An 18,487-nucleotide genomic window follows, 5' to 3' on the forward strand; every position below is an offset into this window, starting at 1 on the left:
CGTACTACTCGAGGAGCTTGGCTCGCAGCGCGTTGACGACCTGCGGGCGCAGGCCGAGACCGTCGCGCAGGTATTTGTCGACGGTGCCGTAGTCCGTGGTCAGCTGGGCGATACCGGCCTCGAGATAGCTGCGGTCCACTCCGAGCAGCGGACGGATGACAGCGGCCGCCTCGGGCCCCCTCGTCGCGGCGATGTGCGCGACGGTGGCCTCGATCGAGGCGGCCGAGTACTCGTTGGTGAGTAGGTAGTCGCCCATGATCGTGTCCGAGTCGACGCCGACGATGCTCTGCAGCAGGTAGGTCGCCCACCCGGTGCGATCCTTGCCCGCGGTGCAGTGGAACACGATCGGACCGGGCTGCTCGGCGATCGGACCCCGGGGCTGTACACAGCGATACCAGCAGTGAGCTGTACAGCGCAATGTACAGTTGACTATGGCCGATTACGACAGTGTGCCCCTGACCGAGTTACGTGGTCAGCTGGGCAGTGTTTTTGACGGGGTGTCCGCGAGCGGACGGCCGGTGATCGTGACGCGGGAGGGGAAAGAATTGGTCGCGGTGGTACCTGCCGGGGTGTTGCGGCACGGGGCGTTGCCCCCCGCGTACTTCAACGATGATCTCCGTGAACAGATCCTGGGCAAGCTCGACGCCAGGATCACCCAGCACTCCGCGGAAGACATCGCCGAGGCGCAAGCCAAACTGAGCAAGCTGATGGGCGCGCTGGACAGCCACCAGTGAGCGTCGCCGATCACACCGCGCTCACCTCACTGGCCCTGTCGCCGCTGTTCGGGCAGGTGATCATGCGCCAGTTCACCCAGCAGCGCCGAATCCTGGTGGTGCCCACCGTGAGCCTGATGGCCGCGATGCGCGCCGTCGACAACATCGACGAACTCGGGCGCCTGCTCGACAATCGCGTCGCCGTGCGCTGGGCCGAACTCGACGCGCCCACCGCCATCCGCATCGGCACCACGGTGCCGATCGTCGACGACCACCTCGACTGGCCGCTGATCGCGCCCGTGGTGTTCACCGCGCAGAATCTGGACATGCCGATCCTCACCGCCAAACCCGAGCTGTATCGCGGTTACAAAGTGGAGATCGCGAACATGCCGTAACCCTCTCCAGAGGTCCTGAATTCGGCTTTCCCGGGGTAGTGACGGAGCCCACACCCGCTGTCGGTACGGTGCACAGCGGACGAATTACCAGGGAAAGCTGCACCAGGAACACTCGAGGAGAGCTGGTTATGCATCATCTGAGTTTCATGCGTCGCTTCACCACCGCGGTAGCCGTCACTTCGGCCGCCGTCGCCATCGTCTTCGCGGGCCCCGCGGTCGCGGATCCGAAGCCACAGACTGTCGATGTGGCCTCGGCCGTCTCGCAGCTGCGCACCTCGGTGGCGAACAATCCGGGCGCACTCGCCGCCCTCGATCAGCTCACCGCCAAGGGCAAGGTCGACGTCGCGCTGCCCGCACAGCCCTTCCAGATCCCCGCGACCTCCGATGTCGGCCAGAACGGCAGCGGGCCCGGGGTGTACGGCTCGGGCATCGCCCTCGATATCGACGGCTTCCGCTTCGGCTTCTTCGGCGGGCCGGGCGCCATCTCGCCCAATCAGGGTGCCGCCAAGCTCGAGGTCATGTGGCTGAATCTGTCCAACGGGCAGAGCGGCACCGCGGTCCTGACCGAACACCAGGACGTGCCCGTCGATACCACCATCCGCACCGCACCGCTGAACACCGGCGGCGGGCTCATCGTGGCCGCGGTCTACGGCAACCTGTGGCACCGCTGGCCCGTGCCCGTCGACGAGGCACACCCGGACGGGTTCGCCTACCAGCTCGGCACGATCCAGCAGCCCTCGTTCGGCGCTGTCACGCGTTAACTCTCACCCCCTCGCACCCCGGGTCCACTCGTCCCGGGGTGCGTTGTCGTTTCGATGATGCAGCGCAACAGCTTCGGTGTGGCGTAGGTTGACCGACGTGGAGGATCTGGTCGACCGACTCGAAGAACTGGAACGCCGTGTTGCCGCGCTGGAGAGCGTGCGGCCCGAGGACGCGCAGCTGCCGTGGGCGGTGGCGCGCCTGCGGCAGGAATTCGCCGATGCGGGCAAACGCACCGGTGGTGTGCTGCTGGCGGGCGCGCTGCAACTGCCCACCGGCGAGCGATTCGATTGGCAGGCGCAGTACCCCACCGATGCCATCGTCGGTGACGTCTGGACCATCGAAGCGGCCAATTGCCTTGCCGCACTTGCCGATCCGGTTCGGCTGCGCCTGCTCCAGGAAATCGTCTACGGACGCAGAACCGCCGCCGATCTCGCCGCCATCGCAGAACTGGGCACCTCGCCCGAGATCTACCAGCACCTGCGCCAGCTGGCCGCCGTCGGCTGGTTGCAGACGGCGGGCTTGGGCCGTTTCGAGGTGCCGGAGAGCAGGCTCGTCCCGCTCCTCGCCGTGCTGGCGGCGGCACAACGCTGATCTTGTGGAGATGTCCCAATTGCCCGGATAGACTACTGTGACGCAAGGCACATCGACTGCTACGGTGAGCGTCGAGTGATCAAAGCAGCGGAGGTAGTCGAGTGAACGTGTCACATCTGCTCGAAAGCGTGAAGGCGATCGGCGTGCTGCGCGCACGCGGGGTCTCCGACCCCAAGACGCCGCTCGAGACACTGCGGACGATGAAGGAATCCAAGATCTACGGCCCGCAGGCCACCCTCGTGCGCCATTCGGCCCGGGTCGCCCCCGATCAGGTGGCCCTCGTGGACGAGCGCGGTGAGCTCACTTACCGCGAACTCGACCAGCAGTCCACCGCTATCGCCCGCGGCCTGCGCGAAACGGGCATCGGCGAGGGCACGGTCATCGCCGTGCTGGCCCGCGACCACCGCGGCTTGATCATGTCGATGATCGCGGCGGGCAAGCTGGGTGCGCGGATCGCACTGATGAACACCGGCTTCGCCAAGCCGCAGTTCGCCGAGGTGTGCGAGCGCGAGAACGTGCGCGCGGTGCTGCACGACAGCGAGTTCCTCGGCCTGCTCGACGCCTTACCCGACGACCTACCGCGCTTTCTCACCTGGGTCGACGAAGGCACCGAGCTTCCTTCTGGCGCAAAGACTTTCGACGATCTCATCGGCGCGAACTCCACCGATGATCTGCCCGCGCCGAGCAAGCCGGGCGGCTTCATCATCCTCACCAGCGGCACGACCGGCCTGCCGAAGGGCGCCCCGCGCACCAAGGTCACGCCGATGGCCACCGCCCAGTTCGTCGACCGCGTGCCCTTCCCTCGGCGGGGCACGGCGATGATCGTGTCGCCGATCTTCCACAGCACGGGCCTGGGCACCTGGCTGGTCAACACGATCCTGTCGAACAAGATCGTCATGCGCCGTCGATTCGACGCCGAGGCCACCCTCGCCACGATCGCCGAGCACAAGGTCGAGATGCTCGTCTGTGTGCCGACGATGCTGCACCGGATGACCGAGCTGCCGCCGGAGGTCCGCGCGAAATACGATCTGTCGTCGCTGAAGGTGATCCTGTTCGCCGGTTCCGCGCTCACCCCTGAGCTGTGCATCCGCGCCACCGAGGCCTTCGGACCGGTGCTCTACAACCTCTACGGGTCGACCGAGGTGGCCATCGCGACCATCGCGAACCCGGCCGAGCTGGCGGAAGCGCCGGGCACGGTCGGCCGTTCCCCGATCACCTGCGAGGTCCGCCTCTATGACGACCAGGACCAACAGGTCGAGACCCCGGGCGCCCGTGGCCGGATCTTCGTGCGCAGTGGCGCGCCGTTCGAGGGCTACACCGACGGCAGGCACAAGCAGATCCTCGACGGCTTCATGTCCAGCGGCGACATGGGGCACTTCACCGACTCCGGGCTGCTCATGGTCGACGGTCGCGACGACGACATGATCGTCTCCGGCGGCGAGAACGTGTACCCGCAGGAAGTCGAGAACCTCCTGGTCGAGCGGCCCGAGATCTTCGACGTGGCGGTGGTCGGCGTCGACGACCCGGAATTCGGAAAACGGCTGCGCGCCTTCGTCGTCCTCGAAGAAGGCCACACGGTCGAGGCCGCCGAACTCCAGGCGCACGTCAAGGCGAACCTGGCCAGGTTCAAGGTGCCGCGCGAGGTGGTCTTCCTCGACGAACTGCCCCGCAACGCCACCGGCAAGATCGTGCGCCGCACCCTTATCGACTATGAGGTCTCACAGGGATAGGCCCGGGCTACCACGGAGTAGACAGCGCGGCCGGATCGCTTGCTAGTGTTAGCAACAGCACTGGATCTCGAAGACGCGGTCCGGCCTGCGGTTCTGCGTGGGCTCGGTCTGCCGGAAGGCTGTTCGATGTCTCTGTCTCTGCCCGCGCTAGGTTCCTCCGCCCGACGTGCCGGTGACTTCGCGCTCGGCGTCAAGGTCATGGTGGATCGCAAGCTGTTCAACCCGCTGCGCCTCGACCACGCCGCCCGTTCGTTCCGCAATGTCTCGAAGTTCGGCCCGTTCGCCGGCGTAGTCATGCATGCCGCGCAGAGCAGGCCGCAGGCGGGCGCGATCGTCGACGAGCTGGGTGAGATCACCTTCGGCGAACTCGACGCGCAGTCCAACGCCTTCGCTCGCGGCCTGCGCGCGAGCGGGATCAGCGAGGGCGACGTGATCGCCGTGCTGGCCCGCGACCATCGCGGCATGGTGTTGAGCCTGCTCGCGGCGGGCAAGCTCGGCGTGCGCGCGGTGCTGATGAACACCGGGTTCGCCAAGCCGCAGTTCGCCGACGTGGCCGCCCGCGAGAAGGTCAAGGCGGTGCTGCACGACAGCGAGTTCCTCGACCTGATGAGCGCCATCCCCACCGAGATCCCGCGCGTACTCACCTGGGTCGACGAAGCGCACGGCGCCGACCCGTCGATCCCGACCGTGGCCTCGCTGTCGGCGGACCGTTCGACCGCCGCGATCACCGCGCCGAGCAAGCCCGGCGGCATGGTGATCCTGACCAGCGGCACCACCGGCACCCCCAAGGGCGCACCGCGCGACAAGGTGAGCCCGTTCGCCTCGGCGCAGTTCGTGGACCGGGTGCCGCTGCCCAACAACGGCACCATGATCATGGCGGCGCCGATCTTCCACGGCACCGGCCTGTCGCAGTTCACCCTCGGGCTCGCCCTGGGCAACCGGGTCGTCTTCCAGCAGCGCCGGTTCGATCCGGAGCAGACCCTCGCGAATGTGGTGAAGTACAAGGCGGATTCGCTGGTCGTGGTGCCCACAATGCTGCAGCGCATCCTCGATCTGGACGAGCAGGTCCTGGCGAAGTACGACCCGTCGACGATGAAGGTCATCTTCGCCGCCGGCTCGGCGATCGCGCCCGACGTGGTGACCCGCACCCTCGACTACTTCGGTGATTCGCTCTACAACCTCTACGGCTCCACCGAATGCGCCGTGATGACCGTGGCCACCCCGGAGGATCTGCGCAAGGCGCCGACCACCGCGGGCAAGGCGCCGGTCGGCATCCGGATCGTGTTGCTCGACGAGAACCGCAAGCCGATCACCGCGCCGAATGTCACCGGCACGATCTTCGTCGACAACGGTTTCGCGTTCACCGGCTACACCGACGGGCGGACCAAGGAGATGGTCGACGGGATGATGTCCAGCGGCGACGTGGGTCATTTCGATGCCGACGGCCTGCTCTACATCGACGGCCGCGACGACGACATGATCGTTTCCGGCGGCGAGAACGTCTTCCCCTTGGAGGTGGAGAACCTCATCGCGGGTCGCGCCGACGTGTTCGAGGCGGCGGTGGTCGGCGTCGACGACCACGACTACGGCAAACGGCTGCGCGCGATCGTGGTGCCGGGCCCGGATTCCAAGCGTGACGCCAAGGAGATCAAGGACTACGTCCGCGAGAACCTGGCCCGCTACAAGGTGCCGCGCGAGGTGATCTTCGTCGACGAACTGCCCCGCAACGCGACCGGCAAGCTGCTGCGCAAGCCGCTCACCGAGATGGCAGTCGACGCGGACTGAGCTCGTTTCGACCGTCTGACCTGGGCGGGGTATCTCGGTCGACTACTATCAGCGCGTGATCATCGGGTTCGAGCAGGCGTCCGCGCCGTCGCGTGCTTTCGGCGCGCGGCTGCGTGGTGCCTGCGCGGGCTCGATGTCGGGTGCGCTGTCGCTGGCGGCGCACGGGTTGGCCGCCGGTGGGGCGCTGCCGGGTAGCACGGCGATCGTGTTGCTGGCGGCGGCCTCGGCGGTGGTCGGCGCGCTCGTTGCCGGGGTCGGGCCGCTGCGCGACGGTGCGCTCGGTCTGGCGGCGGTGTTGTTGGGCGGTCAGCTGATCGGCCACACCACGATGAGCTGGTCCGGGCACGCGCACTCGGCCGACGATTCCCTCGGCCTCGGCATGCTCACCGCCCACACCGTCGCGGCGCTGCTCGCCGCCGTCGTCATCGTCGGCGCCGAGGCCGCGTACCGGATCGGCAGCGCCGCCCTCGCGCGCATTCTGCCGTTGCGCTACCGCACTCCCCGCATCCCCGACCCGGCGCCGTTGCGCCTGGCCCACCGCGATCGCGTCGTCCTGCGCATCTTCGCCACGCCATCGCTGCGCACCCGCGCTCCCCCGCTCGCGATTCCTTTCTGAACCTTCCCTCACCCGGTGCGCGAACTCGTCGTGCGCTGTCCGCGTATCGAACACGCGCCTCGTTGTCGACCCGATGTGCCGACGTCACCCGCTGAACCACCTCTCTCGCGATGAGTGAAGCGGTCGACGTGCGGCGCCGGTCGGCCGCGTTCGCCTCGATCCGCGCGCACCGGATTCCAGTACTCCAGAAATGAATCAGCATGAGCATCACGGACACTCGTCCGGTCGAGGAGAACTCCCCCTCGGCACCGCCGATCTCCGATGACAGTCCGCGCTCCGGCGCACGCCGGGGCCGCCGCCTCTATCCGCTGGCTATGCGCCTGCACTTCTACGCGGGGATCTTCGTCGCCCCGTTCATCCTGATCGCCGCGCTCACCGGCGCGCTGTACGCGATCGCGCCGACGATCGAAGGGTTCGTCTCGCGTGAGCTGTTGACGGTCGAGACGACCGGCCCCGATCAGGCACTGTCCGCCCAGGTGGGCGCGGCTGTCGCGGCACGCCCGGACCTCACGCTGGTCGCCGTCGCTCCCGCCCCGAACGAGGGCGACACCACTCGCGTCCTGTTCAACGATCCGACGCTCGGTGATTCCGAGCGGCTGTCGGTGTTCGTCGACCCGCACACCGCCCAGCCGGTCGGCGAGTCCGTGGTCTACGGAAGCGGTGGCGCGCTGCCGCTGCGCACCTGGCTCAGCGAGTTCCATCGCAGCCTGCACCTGGGCGAACCCGGCAGGCTCTACAGCGAACTGGCCGCGTCGTGGCTGTGGGTGATCGCGCTGTTCGGGCTGGTGCTGTGGGTGCATCGGGTCCGTAAGCGGCGCGAGCGCAGGTCCGCGCAGTGGTTGCTCAAGCCGGATCTTTCCCAGGCGAAGCGTCGAAAGATGAACTGGCACGGCGCGATCGGGGTCTGGATCCTGCCCGTGGTGCTGCTGCTCTCCGCCACCGGCATGACCTGGTCGACCTACGCGGGCGAGAACGTCACGACGCTACGCGAAGAACTCAGCTGGACCACGCCCGCGGTGAGCGCCGCCCTGCCGGGTGCCGAGTCCGGTGCCGTGCCCGCACCGAGCGAACATCACAGCGCAGGCCACACCGCACCCGCACCGGTCGACCCCGCGACGCAGATCGCACAACTCGACCGCGTCTACGAGGTTGCCCGCGCCAACGGCATCACCCAGGGCTCCGAAATCGCGGTCCCGGCAACGCCCGAGAAGGCGTTCGGCGTCAAGGAACTGCGCCTGCCCGGCACCTATACGGTCGATTCGCTCGCCGTCGACGGGTCGACCGGCACGGTCACCGATCGACTGGCGTTCGCCGATTGGCCGCTGATGGCCAAGCTCACCAACTGGGGCATCGCCTTCCACATGGGTCTGCTGTTCGGCCTGGTCAACCAGCTGCTGCTGCTCGCGATCATGGCTGGCCTCGTCACCGTGATCGTGCTCGGCTACCGCATGTGGTGGCAGCGCCGACCCACCCGAAGGGCGGCCCTACCAGTCCCGCCACGACGTGGTGTGCTGCGCCGCACGTCGCTGTGGATCACCGTTCCGCTGCTCGGCGTCGCGGTCGCCGTCGCGTGGTTCATCCCGCTCATCGGGGTGAGTCTGCTCGTCTTCCTGCTCATCGATATCGCCTTGGGGCTCGCCGCTCGCGTGGACAAGGTGTAACGCATGGCTAACTATCGAGGAAACATCCCATGTAACCCATGACACTCGATGATCGGAGCTCGTCTATGAAAACCTCAGCTCGCGCAGTGGCGATGTGCCTGGCCGCCCCGGTCGTCGCGATCGCCTTGTCCGGCGTCGCCGCAGGTACAGCCGCCGCTGATCCCGGCTGCCAGGGGTCGATGAACGGCCCGTGGGCGTTCAACGGTGGGTGTTACGGCGGCGAGGGCACCTACCGGCTCGAGGTCGACTGCGTTGGATACAACATCGCGCCCTTCGCCGTCGGGCCGTACACGATCCGCCAGGACCTGCCCGTCGGCCAGGCAGGCACGGTGGCGTGCTTCGGACCGAACTGGTCCAGCGCGGGCTGGGCTGTGGGTTCGCGGATCTTCCGGCTCTGACACCGCGCCCCACGGACGAGGCACCCAGGATCCGATGATGCCGCTGTCCCGTCGACAACTCCTGCGCACCGGCGTGGCCGGATCGGTCGCGGCGCTGGTGGGGGTGTCGGCGGTGAGCAGCGCGAGGTTCGCCGCGCCGCGGTGGCTCGGCGAACCCTTCTCCCTCGGGGTCGCTTCCGGCGAACCGACTTCGGACGGGGTGGTGTTGTGGACACGTCTGGCCCCCGATCCGCTCGCACCCGACGGGTACGGCGGGATGACAGTCGACCCGGTGACCGTCGACTACGAGGTCGCCGAGGACGAACAGTTCACCGACATCGTGGTCCGGGGTTCGGCGGTGGCCACCCGCGCACTGGGCCACAGCGTGCATCCTGAGGTCGCCGGTCTGGCGCCGGATCGCTGGTACTACTACCGATTCCGGGCCGGCTCGGCGATCTCCCCGATCGGCCGCACCCGCACATCCCCGCCACCGAACAGCCCGACCGAGCGGCTCCGGTTCGCCTTCGCGTCGTGCCAGTCGTGGAGTTCGGGCTACTACACCGCCTATGAACACCTCAGCGCCGAAGATCTCGACCTCGTCGTCCATCTCGGCGACTACATCTACGAATCCTCCTGGGTGCTGGCCCGTCGCGGTGCGCACCTGCCGCCGCAACTCGCCGGCGAGGCAGTGGATCTGGCCGGCTACCGATTGCGCTACGCCCAAGCCAAAGGCGAAGCGCCGCTGCAGGCCGCGCACGCGGCGTTCCCCTGGCTGGTCACCCTCGACGACCACGAACTCGACAACAACTGGGCCGGTGACAGTCCCGGCCTCGGACTCGACGTGTACCGCCTCCCGCCACTGTTCCGACGCCGCAAAGCCGCCGCTTTTCAAGCCATGTACGAGCACCAGCCGATGCGACTGGCTCAGCTCCCCGCCGGCCCGTCGATGCACCTGCACCGCCGCTACCGGTTCGGCGATCTGGCCGAGTTCACCATGATCGACACCCGGCAGTACCGAACCCCCCAGGCCTGCGGTGACGGCTCCGCGGTGATCGGCTGCGCCGACCGGTTCGACACCGACCGCACCCTTCTCGGTGCGGCCCAACGTGATTGGCTCGTCGACGGCTTCGCCACCTCGACCGCACGCTGGCAGGTCCTCGGCAACCAGGTCGCCATGGCCCAGTCCGACTACGACCCCGGCCCCGACCTACTCCTGGGCACGGACGCGTGGGACGGCTATGTCGCCGACCGCAATACAGTCTTGGCCGCCGCGGCCGACAACGCCGTCGACAATCTGGTCGTGATCACCGGCGACCGCCACGAGAACTATGTCGCCGACCTACGCCGTGACTATGCCGATCCCGAATCGCCCGTCGTAGCAACAGAGTTCACCGGAACCTCGATCAGCACCGGCAGCGACGGCGCCGACCTCACCGACGCGGGGCGTGCCCTGCTCGCCGCCAATCCGGACCTGAAGTTTTACAACCGCCAGCGCGGCTATGTCCGCGTCGACCTCGATCACCGACAGTGGCGCAACGACTTCCGTGTTGTCCCGTATGTCAGCCGACCGGGCGCGCCGATCAGCACGCGCGCGAGTTTCGTCGTCGAGAACGCAGTCCCCGGCGCGACCCCAGCGTGAGGTCTGACGCCTAGGTACCCAGCTGGTGAGCGAGTTCCCCTGCCGATGAACCTCTTTCGGTGTCGCCTGGTCTACGTCAGCGTGAGCACTACCTTCCCTTCGGCCACACCGCCGCGCAGGCGTTCCAGTGCGGCGGCGGCGTCGACGAAGGGATGGACGCTGTCGATGACAGCCGCGATCCGACCGTCGGCGACGGCGGGCAGCACCACAGGCGCGAGGGCGGCGAGTCGGTCGCCGATGATGTCGGGCGGAGTGAAACCGTAGGACACCGATTGCAGGCGGACCCGCCGCCTGGCCAGGCCGAACAGGTCGATCCTCGCTTCGGCGCCACCGAGCCTGCCCACACTCACCACCACGCCACCCGGCGCCGCCGACCCGATCGCGACGTCGACCATCGCGCCACCGATATGGTCGAGCACCACATCGGCTCCCGCGCCGTTCGTGGCTTCGAGCACCTCGTCGGCCAGATCGGAACCGTCGGCGCACAACGCGAGGTCGGCGCCCACCCGCTCGAGCAGTGCGCGTTTGCCCGCGGTGCGAGTCGTGCCGAATACCCGCGCGGCCCCGAGCACTCGCGCGACTTGCATGCCGATCAGTCCCAGCGACGACGATCCCGCCGTCACCAGCACCGACTGCCCCGGTTTCAGGCCCGCGAGGGTGAGCGCGCCGTGCTCGGTGAACAGTGCCACCGGCAGCGCGGCGGCCGCCGTCGGCGCCAACCCTGCGGGCACCGCCACCACGTGACGCCGATCCACCACGACGAATTCCGCGAAGGCCGCGGGCGCGGTCCCCATCACCCGCTGCCCGAGCAACGTGTCGTCACCGGCGACCACCTCGCCACTGAACTCGTACCCGGCGACCCGCTCGACACCGTCAGAGCCCGCATCGGCGTCTACGTCGGCATTGTTGAACGACACCGCCGCGACCCGGACGAGCAGCTGGTCGGGACCGGGTTCGGGCACCTGCGCCGTGCCGACCCGCAACGATCCGACACCGGTCAACAGCGCGTGCATCGTGTTCGGCATGGCCTCGACGCTACCGCGCACATTCGCACGGACCCCGACGCACACGCGTCATGGATCCGGGGTGAATTCCTCCATGGTCATCGCCGATACCTCGGGGACCTGCACCGGGCGCAGCACTGCCCAGCCGATGAACACGACAGCGACCCCGAGCATGCCGAGGCCCGCCCACAGGTTCACATCGATCCCGCCAGTCTTGGCTTCCTGGGCCGCACTGTCCTGCACCAGCGAGGTGATCACCAGGACCGCGCCGTAGCTGCCGAGCAGCGCACCGATGATGGTGCGGATATCGAAAAGCATTGTGCTGGCTCCTTATCCGACGATGATGTTGAGCGCGATCACCAGCACGAGCGCGATCCCGGCGAGCAGGACCGGCCGCTGATACCAGGGCAGCGAGTCGGCATCGGCATCGGTGCGCATCGCCTTCGGCGTCTCGGAATACACCAGGCCCACCAGTTCGGCGGCCGGTTTCGGCTGGGTGACCGCGGTGACCGCGACGCTGACGACGATGTCGACCACGAACGCGGCGCCCGCGGCGACGAAACTGGCGCCCTGCCCGGACAGATTCGTCACCCCGGTCTCGTTGAGCAGGAACACGAACACGGCGGCGAGGGTGCCGCTGACCAGACCGACCCAGCCCGCGGTCGGGGTCATCCGCTTCCACATCATGCCGAGGATGAACGTCGCGAACAGCGGCGCGTTGAAGAAGCTGAACAGGGTCTGCAGGTAGTCCATCATGTTGCTGAACCCGCCCGCGATGAACGCGGTGAAGATCGCCGCCACCGTCGCACCGACCGTGGCCAGCCTGCCCACCTTCAGGTAGTACCCGTCGGGACGACCCTTGCGGATGTACTGCTGCCACAGATCGAAGCTGAACACGGTATTGAAAGCCGAGACATTGGCCGCCATACCCGCCATGAACGCCGCGAGCAGACCCGCGAGCCCGACTCCGAGAAGTCCGTTGGGCAGCACCTCTTTCATCAAGAACAGCAGCGCCTGGTTGTAGGTGACATCGCCCTCGAAATCGGGGTTCGCGGTGACCTGCTGTTTGTACTCGATCACCTGCGGCACCAGGACCGCGCTGATCATGCCGGGAATCACCACGATCAGCGGGATGAACATCTTCGGATAGGCGCCGATGACGGGTGTGCGCTGCGCGGCCGAGATCGAGTGAGTCGCCAACGCGCGCTGCACTTCTACGAAATTGGTCGTCCAATAGCCGAACGACAGCACGAAGCCGAGACCGAACACGATGCCCATGATCGAGGCGAAGTTGTCGGTGAACCCGCTCATCGCGTTGCCCGGCCAGGTCTGCAACTGGTCGGCACCACCCGGCGAGGCGGATACCTTGTCCTGCAAGCCGTCCCAGCCGCCGACGCGGTGCAGGCCGACCAGGGTGAGCGGCAGCAGCGCGGCGACGATCACGAAGAACTGCAGCACCTCGTTGTAGATCGCGGCCGAGAGCCCACCGAGGGTGACGTAGGACAGCACGATCACCGCGGCTGCGACCACCGAGATCCACAGCGGCCAGCCGAGCAGCACGTTCACGATGGTGCCGAGCAGGTAGAGGTTCACCCCCGCGATCAGCACCTGAGCCACCGCGAAACTCAACGCGTTCACCAGATGGGCGCCGGTTCCGAAACGCCTGCGCATGAATTCGGGCACCGAACGCACTTTGGAGCCGTAGTAGAACGGCATCATCACCACGCCGAGGAACAGCATCGCGGGTACGGCGCCGATCCAGAAGTAGTTGAACGTGGGGAAACCGTATTGGGCGCCGTTGGCCGACATTCCCATGATCTCCACCGCGCCGAGATTGGCGGAGATGAACGCGAGACCCGTCACCCACGCGGGCAGCGAGCGCCCGGACAGAAAGAAGTCGACACTCGACGACACCCGCCGCCTGGCGATCAGGCCGATGCCGAGGACGAAGACGAAATACAGGGCGACCAGCGCGTAGTCGACCGGCGCGGCGTCAAGTCTCAGGGTCGATGAGGCCTCTTGGGTGACGGACGAAAAGGCAAGCGGCACAGCGTGTCCCTCCTCACCTGGAGCCGGACGGCACACGAGCCTCGTTCACACGGCGCGAGATGCGTCGTCCGTCGAACTGTTTCGGGTGCCTCCACTGTGCGCGTCGGTGCCGTGCCGCACAGCGAAATCGGGCTGAACAAAATTCACTCCAGTTTGTGCGCACCCGCGGCGGGCTCGACGGCGAAGACGCGGGGCGGGGCGAAACCTGATGCGGCGAAACGGTCCGTGATGGCCCCCGCGATCTGAGCGCCCCGGTCGACCAAGGCGATAATGCTGCCGCCGAAGCCGCCGCCGACCATTCGCGCACCGTGTGCGCCTGCGTCGAGGGCCGCTTCGACCGCGAGATCCAGTGTGGGCGCTGATACTTCGAAGTCTTGTCGTAGCGAACGATGTGAGGCGGTGAGCAGCTCACCGATCGCCCGCGGGTCCGCACCGGCGCGTAGCCGGTCGACGACAGCGAGTACTCGCGCATTCTCGGTGACCACGTGGGTCGCGCGGCGCCGAAGCAGCGGATCCCTTAGGCGTAGAAGGTCTTCGGAGGTGGCGTCGCGGAGAGCAGGCAGGTTCAGCGCGTCGGCGGCGGCTTCGCATTGTGCTCTGCGCTCGGCGTAGCCGCCGTCGGCCAGGTCGTGCGGGCTACCGGTGTCGGCGACGAGCAGTGCCAGTCCGGCGGCGTCGAGGTCGAACGGAATCTGTTCGGCGGCACCGGGTTCCGCGCTGGTGAACGCGCGGATGTCGAGGAACAGGGCATGGCCTTCGGTGCACAGGATCGAGGCGGACTGGTCGAGCAGGCCGGTCGGCACTCCGGCGAAACCGTTCTCCGCCGCCCTGGCGATCTCGACAAGATTCCGATCGGTGAGTTCGGGCGCGAACAGATCGCGCAGCGCGATCGTCACCGCGCAGCACAGGGCCGCCGACGAGGACAGTCCGGCGCCGATCGGTACCGCACCGTCGAGTTCGAGGGTCACGCCGTCGACCCCATGGCCCCCGCGGACGAACTCGTCGACGACGCCGAGCGGATAGCGCGCCCAGCCCGGCAACCGATCCCGTTGCGCCACAAGCTCATCGACCCGCACCTCGACGCCCTCGCCCGGCCGCTGCGCCGAGGTGAGCCACACCAGCCCGTCACCGCGCGGCGCGGCCCCGCAGACCACACCGAGCGACAGCGCGATCGGAAGCACGAACCCGTCGTTGTAGTCGGTGTGCTCGCCGATGATGTTGACCCGGCCCGGCGCGATCCACTTGTCCACCCGTACTTCCCTTCCGCTTGCTGCGACGATGCCACCACCGAACACCACGGCAGGAGATCGTGCGACACCGGGTGCCGAATCGGTATCCGGCAATGCTCACAACGCATCGACAGCAGGGCCGTCGACGTGTCATGATCGACTGGGTTGTAAAGGTTTTGAGCGTCGGCGCCTGCCGGCCGGGGATAGTGCTCGAACAACAACACTCGGTGCTCTCGGCCGATACTTCGAGTGATTCACCGGCCTCCCATTCGATCGACGCTCGTCGCGTGCGCAGCAAGATCGAGGGGGGCTGATGACCATCAGCGAGACACGCTACGGGAGCTTGCGACGATGCGTGGTGCTGATCGGGGCGGCGGGGGCCGTGCTGATCGCGCCGTTGGCGGGTGGCCGGGCGCTGCCGTTTCTGCTGCTCATCGTGATCGTCGCGGGCTCGCTGGCGATGATCGGGTACGGCATGTACAGCCACCGACCCGCGCACCGGCTGCCGTGGTACCTACTGGCCGCCTCGGTTCCACTGTTCGCCGCGGGCACCGCGATACGCGCGCTCGGAATGCACCCGGGCTGGCACCCGGTCGACGATCTGTGCACCCTGGCGGCGTATCTGTGTCTCGGCCTAGCCGCCGTCGGCTGGCTACAGCCGCGCAGACTCCGCCACGCCCGTGACCTGTGGCTGGACTCGACGCTCATCGGACTCAGCGCGCTGCTGGCCTCGTGGACCTTCCTGATCTCGCCGATTCTGCGACACTGCACCGGGTCCATCGATACCGCGTTGGCCGCGAGCTATCCGGTGATCCACGCCTTGCTGGTGACCGTGCTCGCGCATTCGCTGGCGACGGTGGTCCGCTCGGAGACCTCGCTGCGGTTGTTGCAAGCGGCTCTGATCACCGTGCTCTTCGGCGGATTGATTGAAAGCCTCGCTGCCGCAGGCATGTTCACGATAGATCCCGAGTTCGCGTTGGTGCCGCAGCAGTGGGCGTATCTGCTGGCCGGCCTGGCTGCGGTGCAGCCGACGATGGGGGCGCTACGCGATGCCGAGGATGTGGGACCGCATCGATCGCGGCAGCGGGCCGGCATGATCGCGGTGGCACTGGTGGCTGCCTCGCTGGTCAGCGTGGTGGGCGCCGATCTCGGGGTCGTCGACCGGGTGGTGATCTGTTCGCTGCTCACGCTGCTGCTGGTCGGCGTGCTGGTGCGCAGCGAACGCGCCATCACCCGCAGCATGCGCAGCGAACGCCGAGCCCAATATCAGGCCGACCACGACTTGCTCACCGGCCTGTTCAACCGCGCCGCCCTGCTGCGCGCACCGCACCGCTACCGCGAGCAGTGGGCCGGAAAACCGATGTGCCTGCTGTTCATCGACCTCGACGGCTTCAAGATGGTCAACGACAGCTACGGTCACGCCGTCGGCGACGAACTCATCGCCAACGCCGCCTCACGCATCCGCCGCACCACCACCAGCGCCGACCTCACCGCCCGCTACGGAGGCGACGAATTCGTCGTGCTGGCACTCCGCACCCGCACCGAAGCCGCAGTCCTGGCCGAACACATCCTCGGCGCGTTCATCCGCCCCTTCGAACTGAGCTGTGGCGAAATCCCCATCACCGCCAGCATCGGCGTTGCCTGCTTGACCACCTGTCCCACGGAGAAGACGATCTACGACCTCATCCGCACCGCCGACGCCGCGATGTACCACGCCAAGGAATACCGACTCGGCCTCACCTTTCACGATGAATTGAGTAAGCCCTCGATCCGTCGCCTGAGTTCTGCCGTCCCGCGAATTCAGCGAGTCGCCCGGTAGCTCGACGGTTCGCTCAATCCCCCAGCTCCTCCAACAGCTTTCGAGCAGCCTCCAGCTCGGCCTGCAACTGCGCGACCTTCGCCTGCTGAACGCCCCGAGCCGCCTCCAGAATCCCGGCCACCACTTCCTCCACCTCGGGATGCAGGATCTTCGCCGCCTGCGCGACGGCCGCGCTACTGACGGCCATCCCCTTCACACTGCGCTTCTTGCCGTTGACCACATCGACGGTCCACTCCCCGTCGGCGGTACCGGTGAGCGTGACGGTTACCTCGGGAGCCTTCGCCTTGCGTACCGCGGCGGTTTTCGCGGGCCGCGGTGCGGCCGGAGCGGGCTTGGCGGCGTCATCGGATACCGGGGCGAGCGACCTCGGCGCGGGCGTAGCATCGCTCGGCAGGGTCGACGGCTGGGTCACAGTGTTGTCCTTTCGGTTGCTCGGGGCGGGGGCACTTTCCGGGCGGGTCTTCGCGGAACCGCCCGGCGTTACGGTAGTCCCGCGGGCCGGCTTGGTCAGCGTCACCTCGCTCGGGCCGAACGAGAGCACATCTTTGGAACCGGTCGGCCGCACCTGCAGGAAGTCGCCTGCGGACGGATCGTCGAGCGCGACTACCTTGCCCGACTTCCCCTCGGCGACGCCGACAGCGGCGGCGGTGAACCACACCATCGGCGGTTTGCCCTCGGCGAGCTCGCCTGCGATTCGCGCGAGCTCGGCGTCGGACAGTACCGGCGGTGCTGATCGGCGGGATGCGGACTTGGTGCTCGGCGAGGACATCGTGGACTCCGGGGGTTGGTGCTACAGCGTGGTCTGTGGCACCGATGATGCCCCACAGCACCGACAAGTTCTCCCCCGAGCCGCCCACACGGCCCGAAAACCCCTCCCGCAGGGGTATTCCGGACCGCGACACCGTCAGCCGCGAGTGGCGTTACCGCGCGTCGTCGGCCGAATGTTCTCGCGCACCGCGGCCACATCCCGATAGCCGTTGACCGCCATCAACAGGTCCGCTTCGGCGGCGTAGCTGCGCAGCAGATGCACCAGGCCGCGCACACCGCCCAGCGCGAGCGCGTACACATAGGGCCTACCGAGCCCGACCATCGTCGCCCCGAGTCCGAGCGCCTTCACCACATCGGCACCCGAGCGCACCCCGGAGTCGAACAGCACCGGCACCCGGTCATCACAGGCGGCCACGACCGCGGGCAAAGTCTCCAGCGCGCTCAGACCACCGTTGGCCTGGCGCCCACCGTGATTGGAGCAGTAGATGCCGTCGGCGCCGAGGTCGATCGCCTTGCGCGCGTCGTCGGGATGGGAGATGCCCTTGAGGATGAGCGGCAGGTCGGTGATCGAGCGCAGCCAGCCGAGGTCGTCCCAGGTCAGCGAATTGCCGAAGGTCGCGATCCAGTGCAGGACAATCATTTTGGGGTCGTCGGAGCCGACCATCTGCTGGAAGACCGGGTCGCTGGTGTAGTTCTTCAGCACATGCCCACGCAACTGCGGGAAGTTGCCACTGGCCAGATCACGCGGCCGCCAACCGGGCACCCAGGTGTCGAGGGTGACGGTGATGCCCGCGTAGCCCGCGGCCTCGGCGCGGTGCACCAGGCTCTCGGCGAGTTCACGGTTCTTCGGCGTGTAGAGCTGGAAGAAGGAGGGCGTATCGCCCGCGTGCGGACGCACGTCTTCGAGCGGATCCTCCATCAGCGTGGAGTACATCGCGGGCACACCGGTCTGCGCCGACGCCTCGGCCACCGCGATGTCACCGTGGCCCTTCTCGCCGACCAGGCCGATCACACCCACCGGCGCGAGGAACAGCGGGCTGGCGAAGGTGTGGCCGAACGCGGTGACGGCGAGGTCGCGCTCGGTGGCGCCGACCAGCATCCGCGGTACCAGACCCCAGTCGGCGAAGGTTTCGGCGTTGCGCCGCTGCGTGAGCTCGTCGCCCGCCCCGCCTGCGATATAGTTCAGCAACGAATCCGGCAGTGCCGCAGTGGCTTTGCGCTCGAGCGTCGCGTAATCCATGGGAAATTCCGGCTGGATCCCACCGAGCGCGGCCAGGTAGATCTCGTTCTGATAGTCGGCGAACTGACTCATTGCTGCACTTTCGCACGCCGACCGGCGTTCACGGACC

The 18,487-nt window shown here is 67.5% G+C and carries 18 protein-coding genes; 11 read left to right on the top strand and 7 right to left on the bottom strand.

Annotated features, from left to right (window positions below; translation table 11 throughout):
• Nucleotides 1-4: 4 nt before the first annotated feature.
• Nucleotides 5-418 carry a tyrosine-protein phosphatase gene (locus IBJ82_RS13500; RefSeq protein WP_370585297.1) on the bottom strand — a complete coding sequence of 138 codons (414 nt, stop codon included), beginning with the start codon at nt 416-418 and terminating at the stop codon, nt 5-7.
• Nucleotides 419-431: 13 nt separating this feature from the next.
• On the opposite strand from IBJ82_RS13500, the gene IBJ82_RS13505 reads away from it, so the two are divergent.
• From IBJ82_RS13505 to IBJ82_RS13550, 10 genes are all read left to right on the top strand, one after another.
• Nucleotides 432-734, top strand: coding sequence for a type II toxin-antitoxin system Phd/YefM family antitoxin (locus IBJ82_RS13505; protein WP_056812676.1), 303 nt, complete (start codon nt 432-434; stop codon nt 732-734).
• The gene (locus tag IBJ82_RS13510; RefSeq protein ID WP_056812679.1) at nt 731-1,108 is read left to right on the top strand and encodes a hypothetical protein; all 378 of its coding nucleotides are present in this window, start codon (nt 731-733) and stop codon (nt 1,106-1,108) included. Before IBJ82_RS13505 ends, IBJ82_RS13510 begins: the two co-directional genes overlap by 4 nt.
• 128 nt (nt 1,109-1,236) lie before the next feature.
• Nucleotides 1,237-1,869: a hypothetical protein gene (locus IBJ82_RS13515; protein ID WP_194826306.1), complete on the top strand. Its 633-nt coding sequence runs from the start codon at nt 1,237-1,239 to the stop codon at nt 1,867-1,869.
• 97 nt (nt 1,870-1,966) lie between these two features.
• Complete coding sequence (locus IBJ82_RS13520) at nt 1,967-2,461, top strand: winged helix-turn-helix domain-containing protein (protein ID WP_194827111.1); 495 nt, start codon at nt 1,967-1,969, stop codon at nt 2,459-2,461.
• Nucleotides 2,462-2,562: 101 nt separating this feature from the next.
• Nucleotides 2,563-4,191: an acyl-CoA synthetase gene (locus IBJ82_RS13525; protein ID WP_194826307.1), complete on the top strand. Its 1,629-nt coding sequence runs from the start codon at nt 2,563-2,565 to the stop codon at nt 4,189-4,191.
• Nucleotides 4,192-4,317: 126 nt separating this feature from the next.
• A complete protein-coding gene (locus IBJ82_RS13530) occupies nt 4,318-5,976 on the top strand; it encodes an acyl-CoA synthetase (RefSeq protein ID WP_194826308.1) in 1,659 nt (552 codons plus the stop codon).
• 55 nt (nt 5,977-6,031) lie between these two features.
• Entirely contained in the window at nt 6,032-6,592 is a 561-nt protein-coding gene (locus tag IBJ82_RS13535) for a hypothetical protein (protein WP_194826309.1), read from the top strand.
• Nucleotides 6,593-6,792: 200 nt separating this feature from the next.
• Complete coding sequence (locus IBJ82_RS13540; protein WP_194826310.1) at nt 6,793-8,253, top strand: PepSY domain-containing protein; 1,461 nt, start codon at nt 6,793-6,795, stop codon at nt 8,251-8,253.
• A 65-nt stretch (nt 8,254-8,318) separates the two neighbouring features.
• Nucleotides 8,319-8,651, top strand: coding sequence for a hypothetical protein (locus tag IBJ82_RS13545; protein ID WP_194826311.1), 333 nt, complete (start codon nt 8,319-8,321; stop codon nt 8,649-8,651).
• A 37-nt stretch (nt 8,652-8,688) separates the two neighbouring features.
• Complete coding sequence (locus IBJ82_RS13550) at nt 8,689-10,269, top strand: alkaline phosphatase (RefSeq protein WP_194826312.1); 1,581 nt, start codon at nt 8,689-8,691, stop codon at nt 10,267-10,269.
• A 71-nt stretch (nt 10,270-10,340) separates the two neighbouring features.
• Here the strand turns inward: IBJ82_RS13550 and IBJ82_RS13555 are convergent, their stop codons facing one another.
• From IBJ82_RS13555 to galK, 4 genes are all read right to left on the bottom strand, one after another.
• Nucleotides 10,341-11,294 carry a zinc-binding dehydrogenase gene (locus IBJ82_RS13555; protein ID WP_228537119.1) on the bottom strand — a complete coding sequence of 318 codons (954 nt, stop codon included), beginning with the start codon at nt 11,292-11,294 and terminating at the stop codon, nt 10,341-10,343.
• A gap of 48 nt (nt 11,295-11,342) precedes the next feature.
• Nucleotides 11,343-11,591, bottom strand: a complete 249-nt coding sequence (locus tag IBJ82_RS13560; RefSeq protein ID WP_194826313.1) for a hypothetical protein — start codon at nt 11,589-11,591, stop codon at nt 11,343-11,345.
• A gap of 12 nt (nt 11,592-11,603) precedes the next feature.
• Nucleotides 11,604-13,322: a sodium:solute symporter family protein gene (locus IBJ82_RS13565; RefSeq protein ID WP_194826314.1), complete on the bottom strand. Its 1,719-nt coding sequence runs from the start codon at nt 13,320-13,322 to the stop codon at nt 11,604-11,606.
• Between the two features lie 143 nt (nt 13,323-13,465).
• Complete coding sequence (gene galK, locus IBJ82_RS13570; protein WP_194826315.1) at nt 13,466-14,572, bottom strand: galactokinase; 1,107 nt, start codon at nt 14,570-14,572, stop codon at nt 13,466-13,468.
• Nucleotides 14,573-14,864: 292 nt separating this feature from the next.
• Here galK and IBJ82_RS13575 point away from each other — a divergent pair, with 292 nt between their 5' ends.
• Nucleotides 14,865-16,370: a GGDEF domain-containing protein gene (locus IBJ82_RS13575; protein ID WP_194826316.1), complete on the top strand. Its 1,506-nt coding sequence runs from the start codon at nt 14,865-14,867 to the stop codon at nt 16,368-16,370.
• Between the two features lie 13 nt (nt 16,371-16,383).
• Here the strand turns inward: IBJ82_RS13575 and IBJ82_RS13580 are convergent, their stop codons facing one another.
• Both IBJ82_RS13580 and IBJ82_RS13585 read right to left on the bottom strand, forming a co-directional pair.
• Nucleotides 16,384-17,139 carry a DUF6319 family protein gene (locus IBJ82_RS13580; protein ID WP_194826317.1) on the bottom strand — a complete coding sequence of 252 codons (756 nt, stop codon included), beginning with the start codon at nt 17,137-17,139 and terminating at the stop codon, nt 16,384-16,386.
• 135 nt (nt 17,140-17,274) lie between these two features.
• The gene (locus IBJ82_RS13585; protein ID WP_194826318.1) at nt 17,275-18,450 is read right to left on the bottom strand and encodes an alpha-hydroxy-acid oxidizing protein; all 1,176 of its coding nucleotides are present in this window, start codon (nt 18,448-18,450) and stop codon (nt 17,275-17,277) included.
• Nucleotides 18,451-18,487: the final 37 nt, after the last annotated feature.

The organism is Nocardia sp. XZ_19_231 (assembly GCF_015355705.1).
In the GTDB taxonomy this organism is placed as follows: Bacteria; Actinomycetota; Actinomycetes; order Mycobacteriales; family Mycobacteriaceae; genus Nocardia; species Nocardia salmonicida.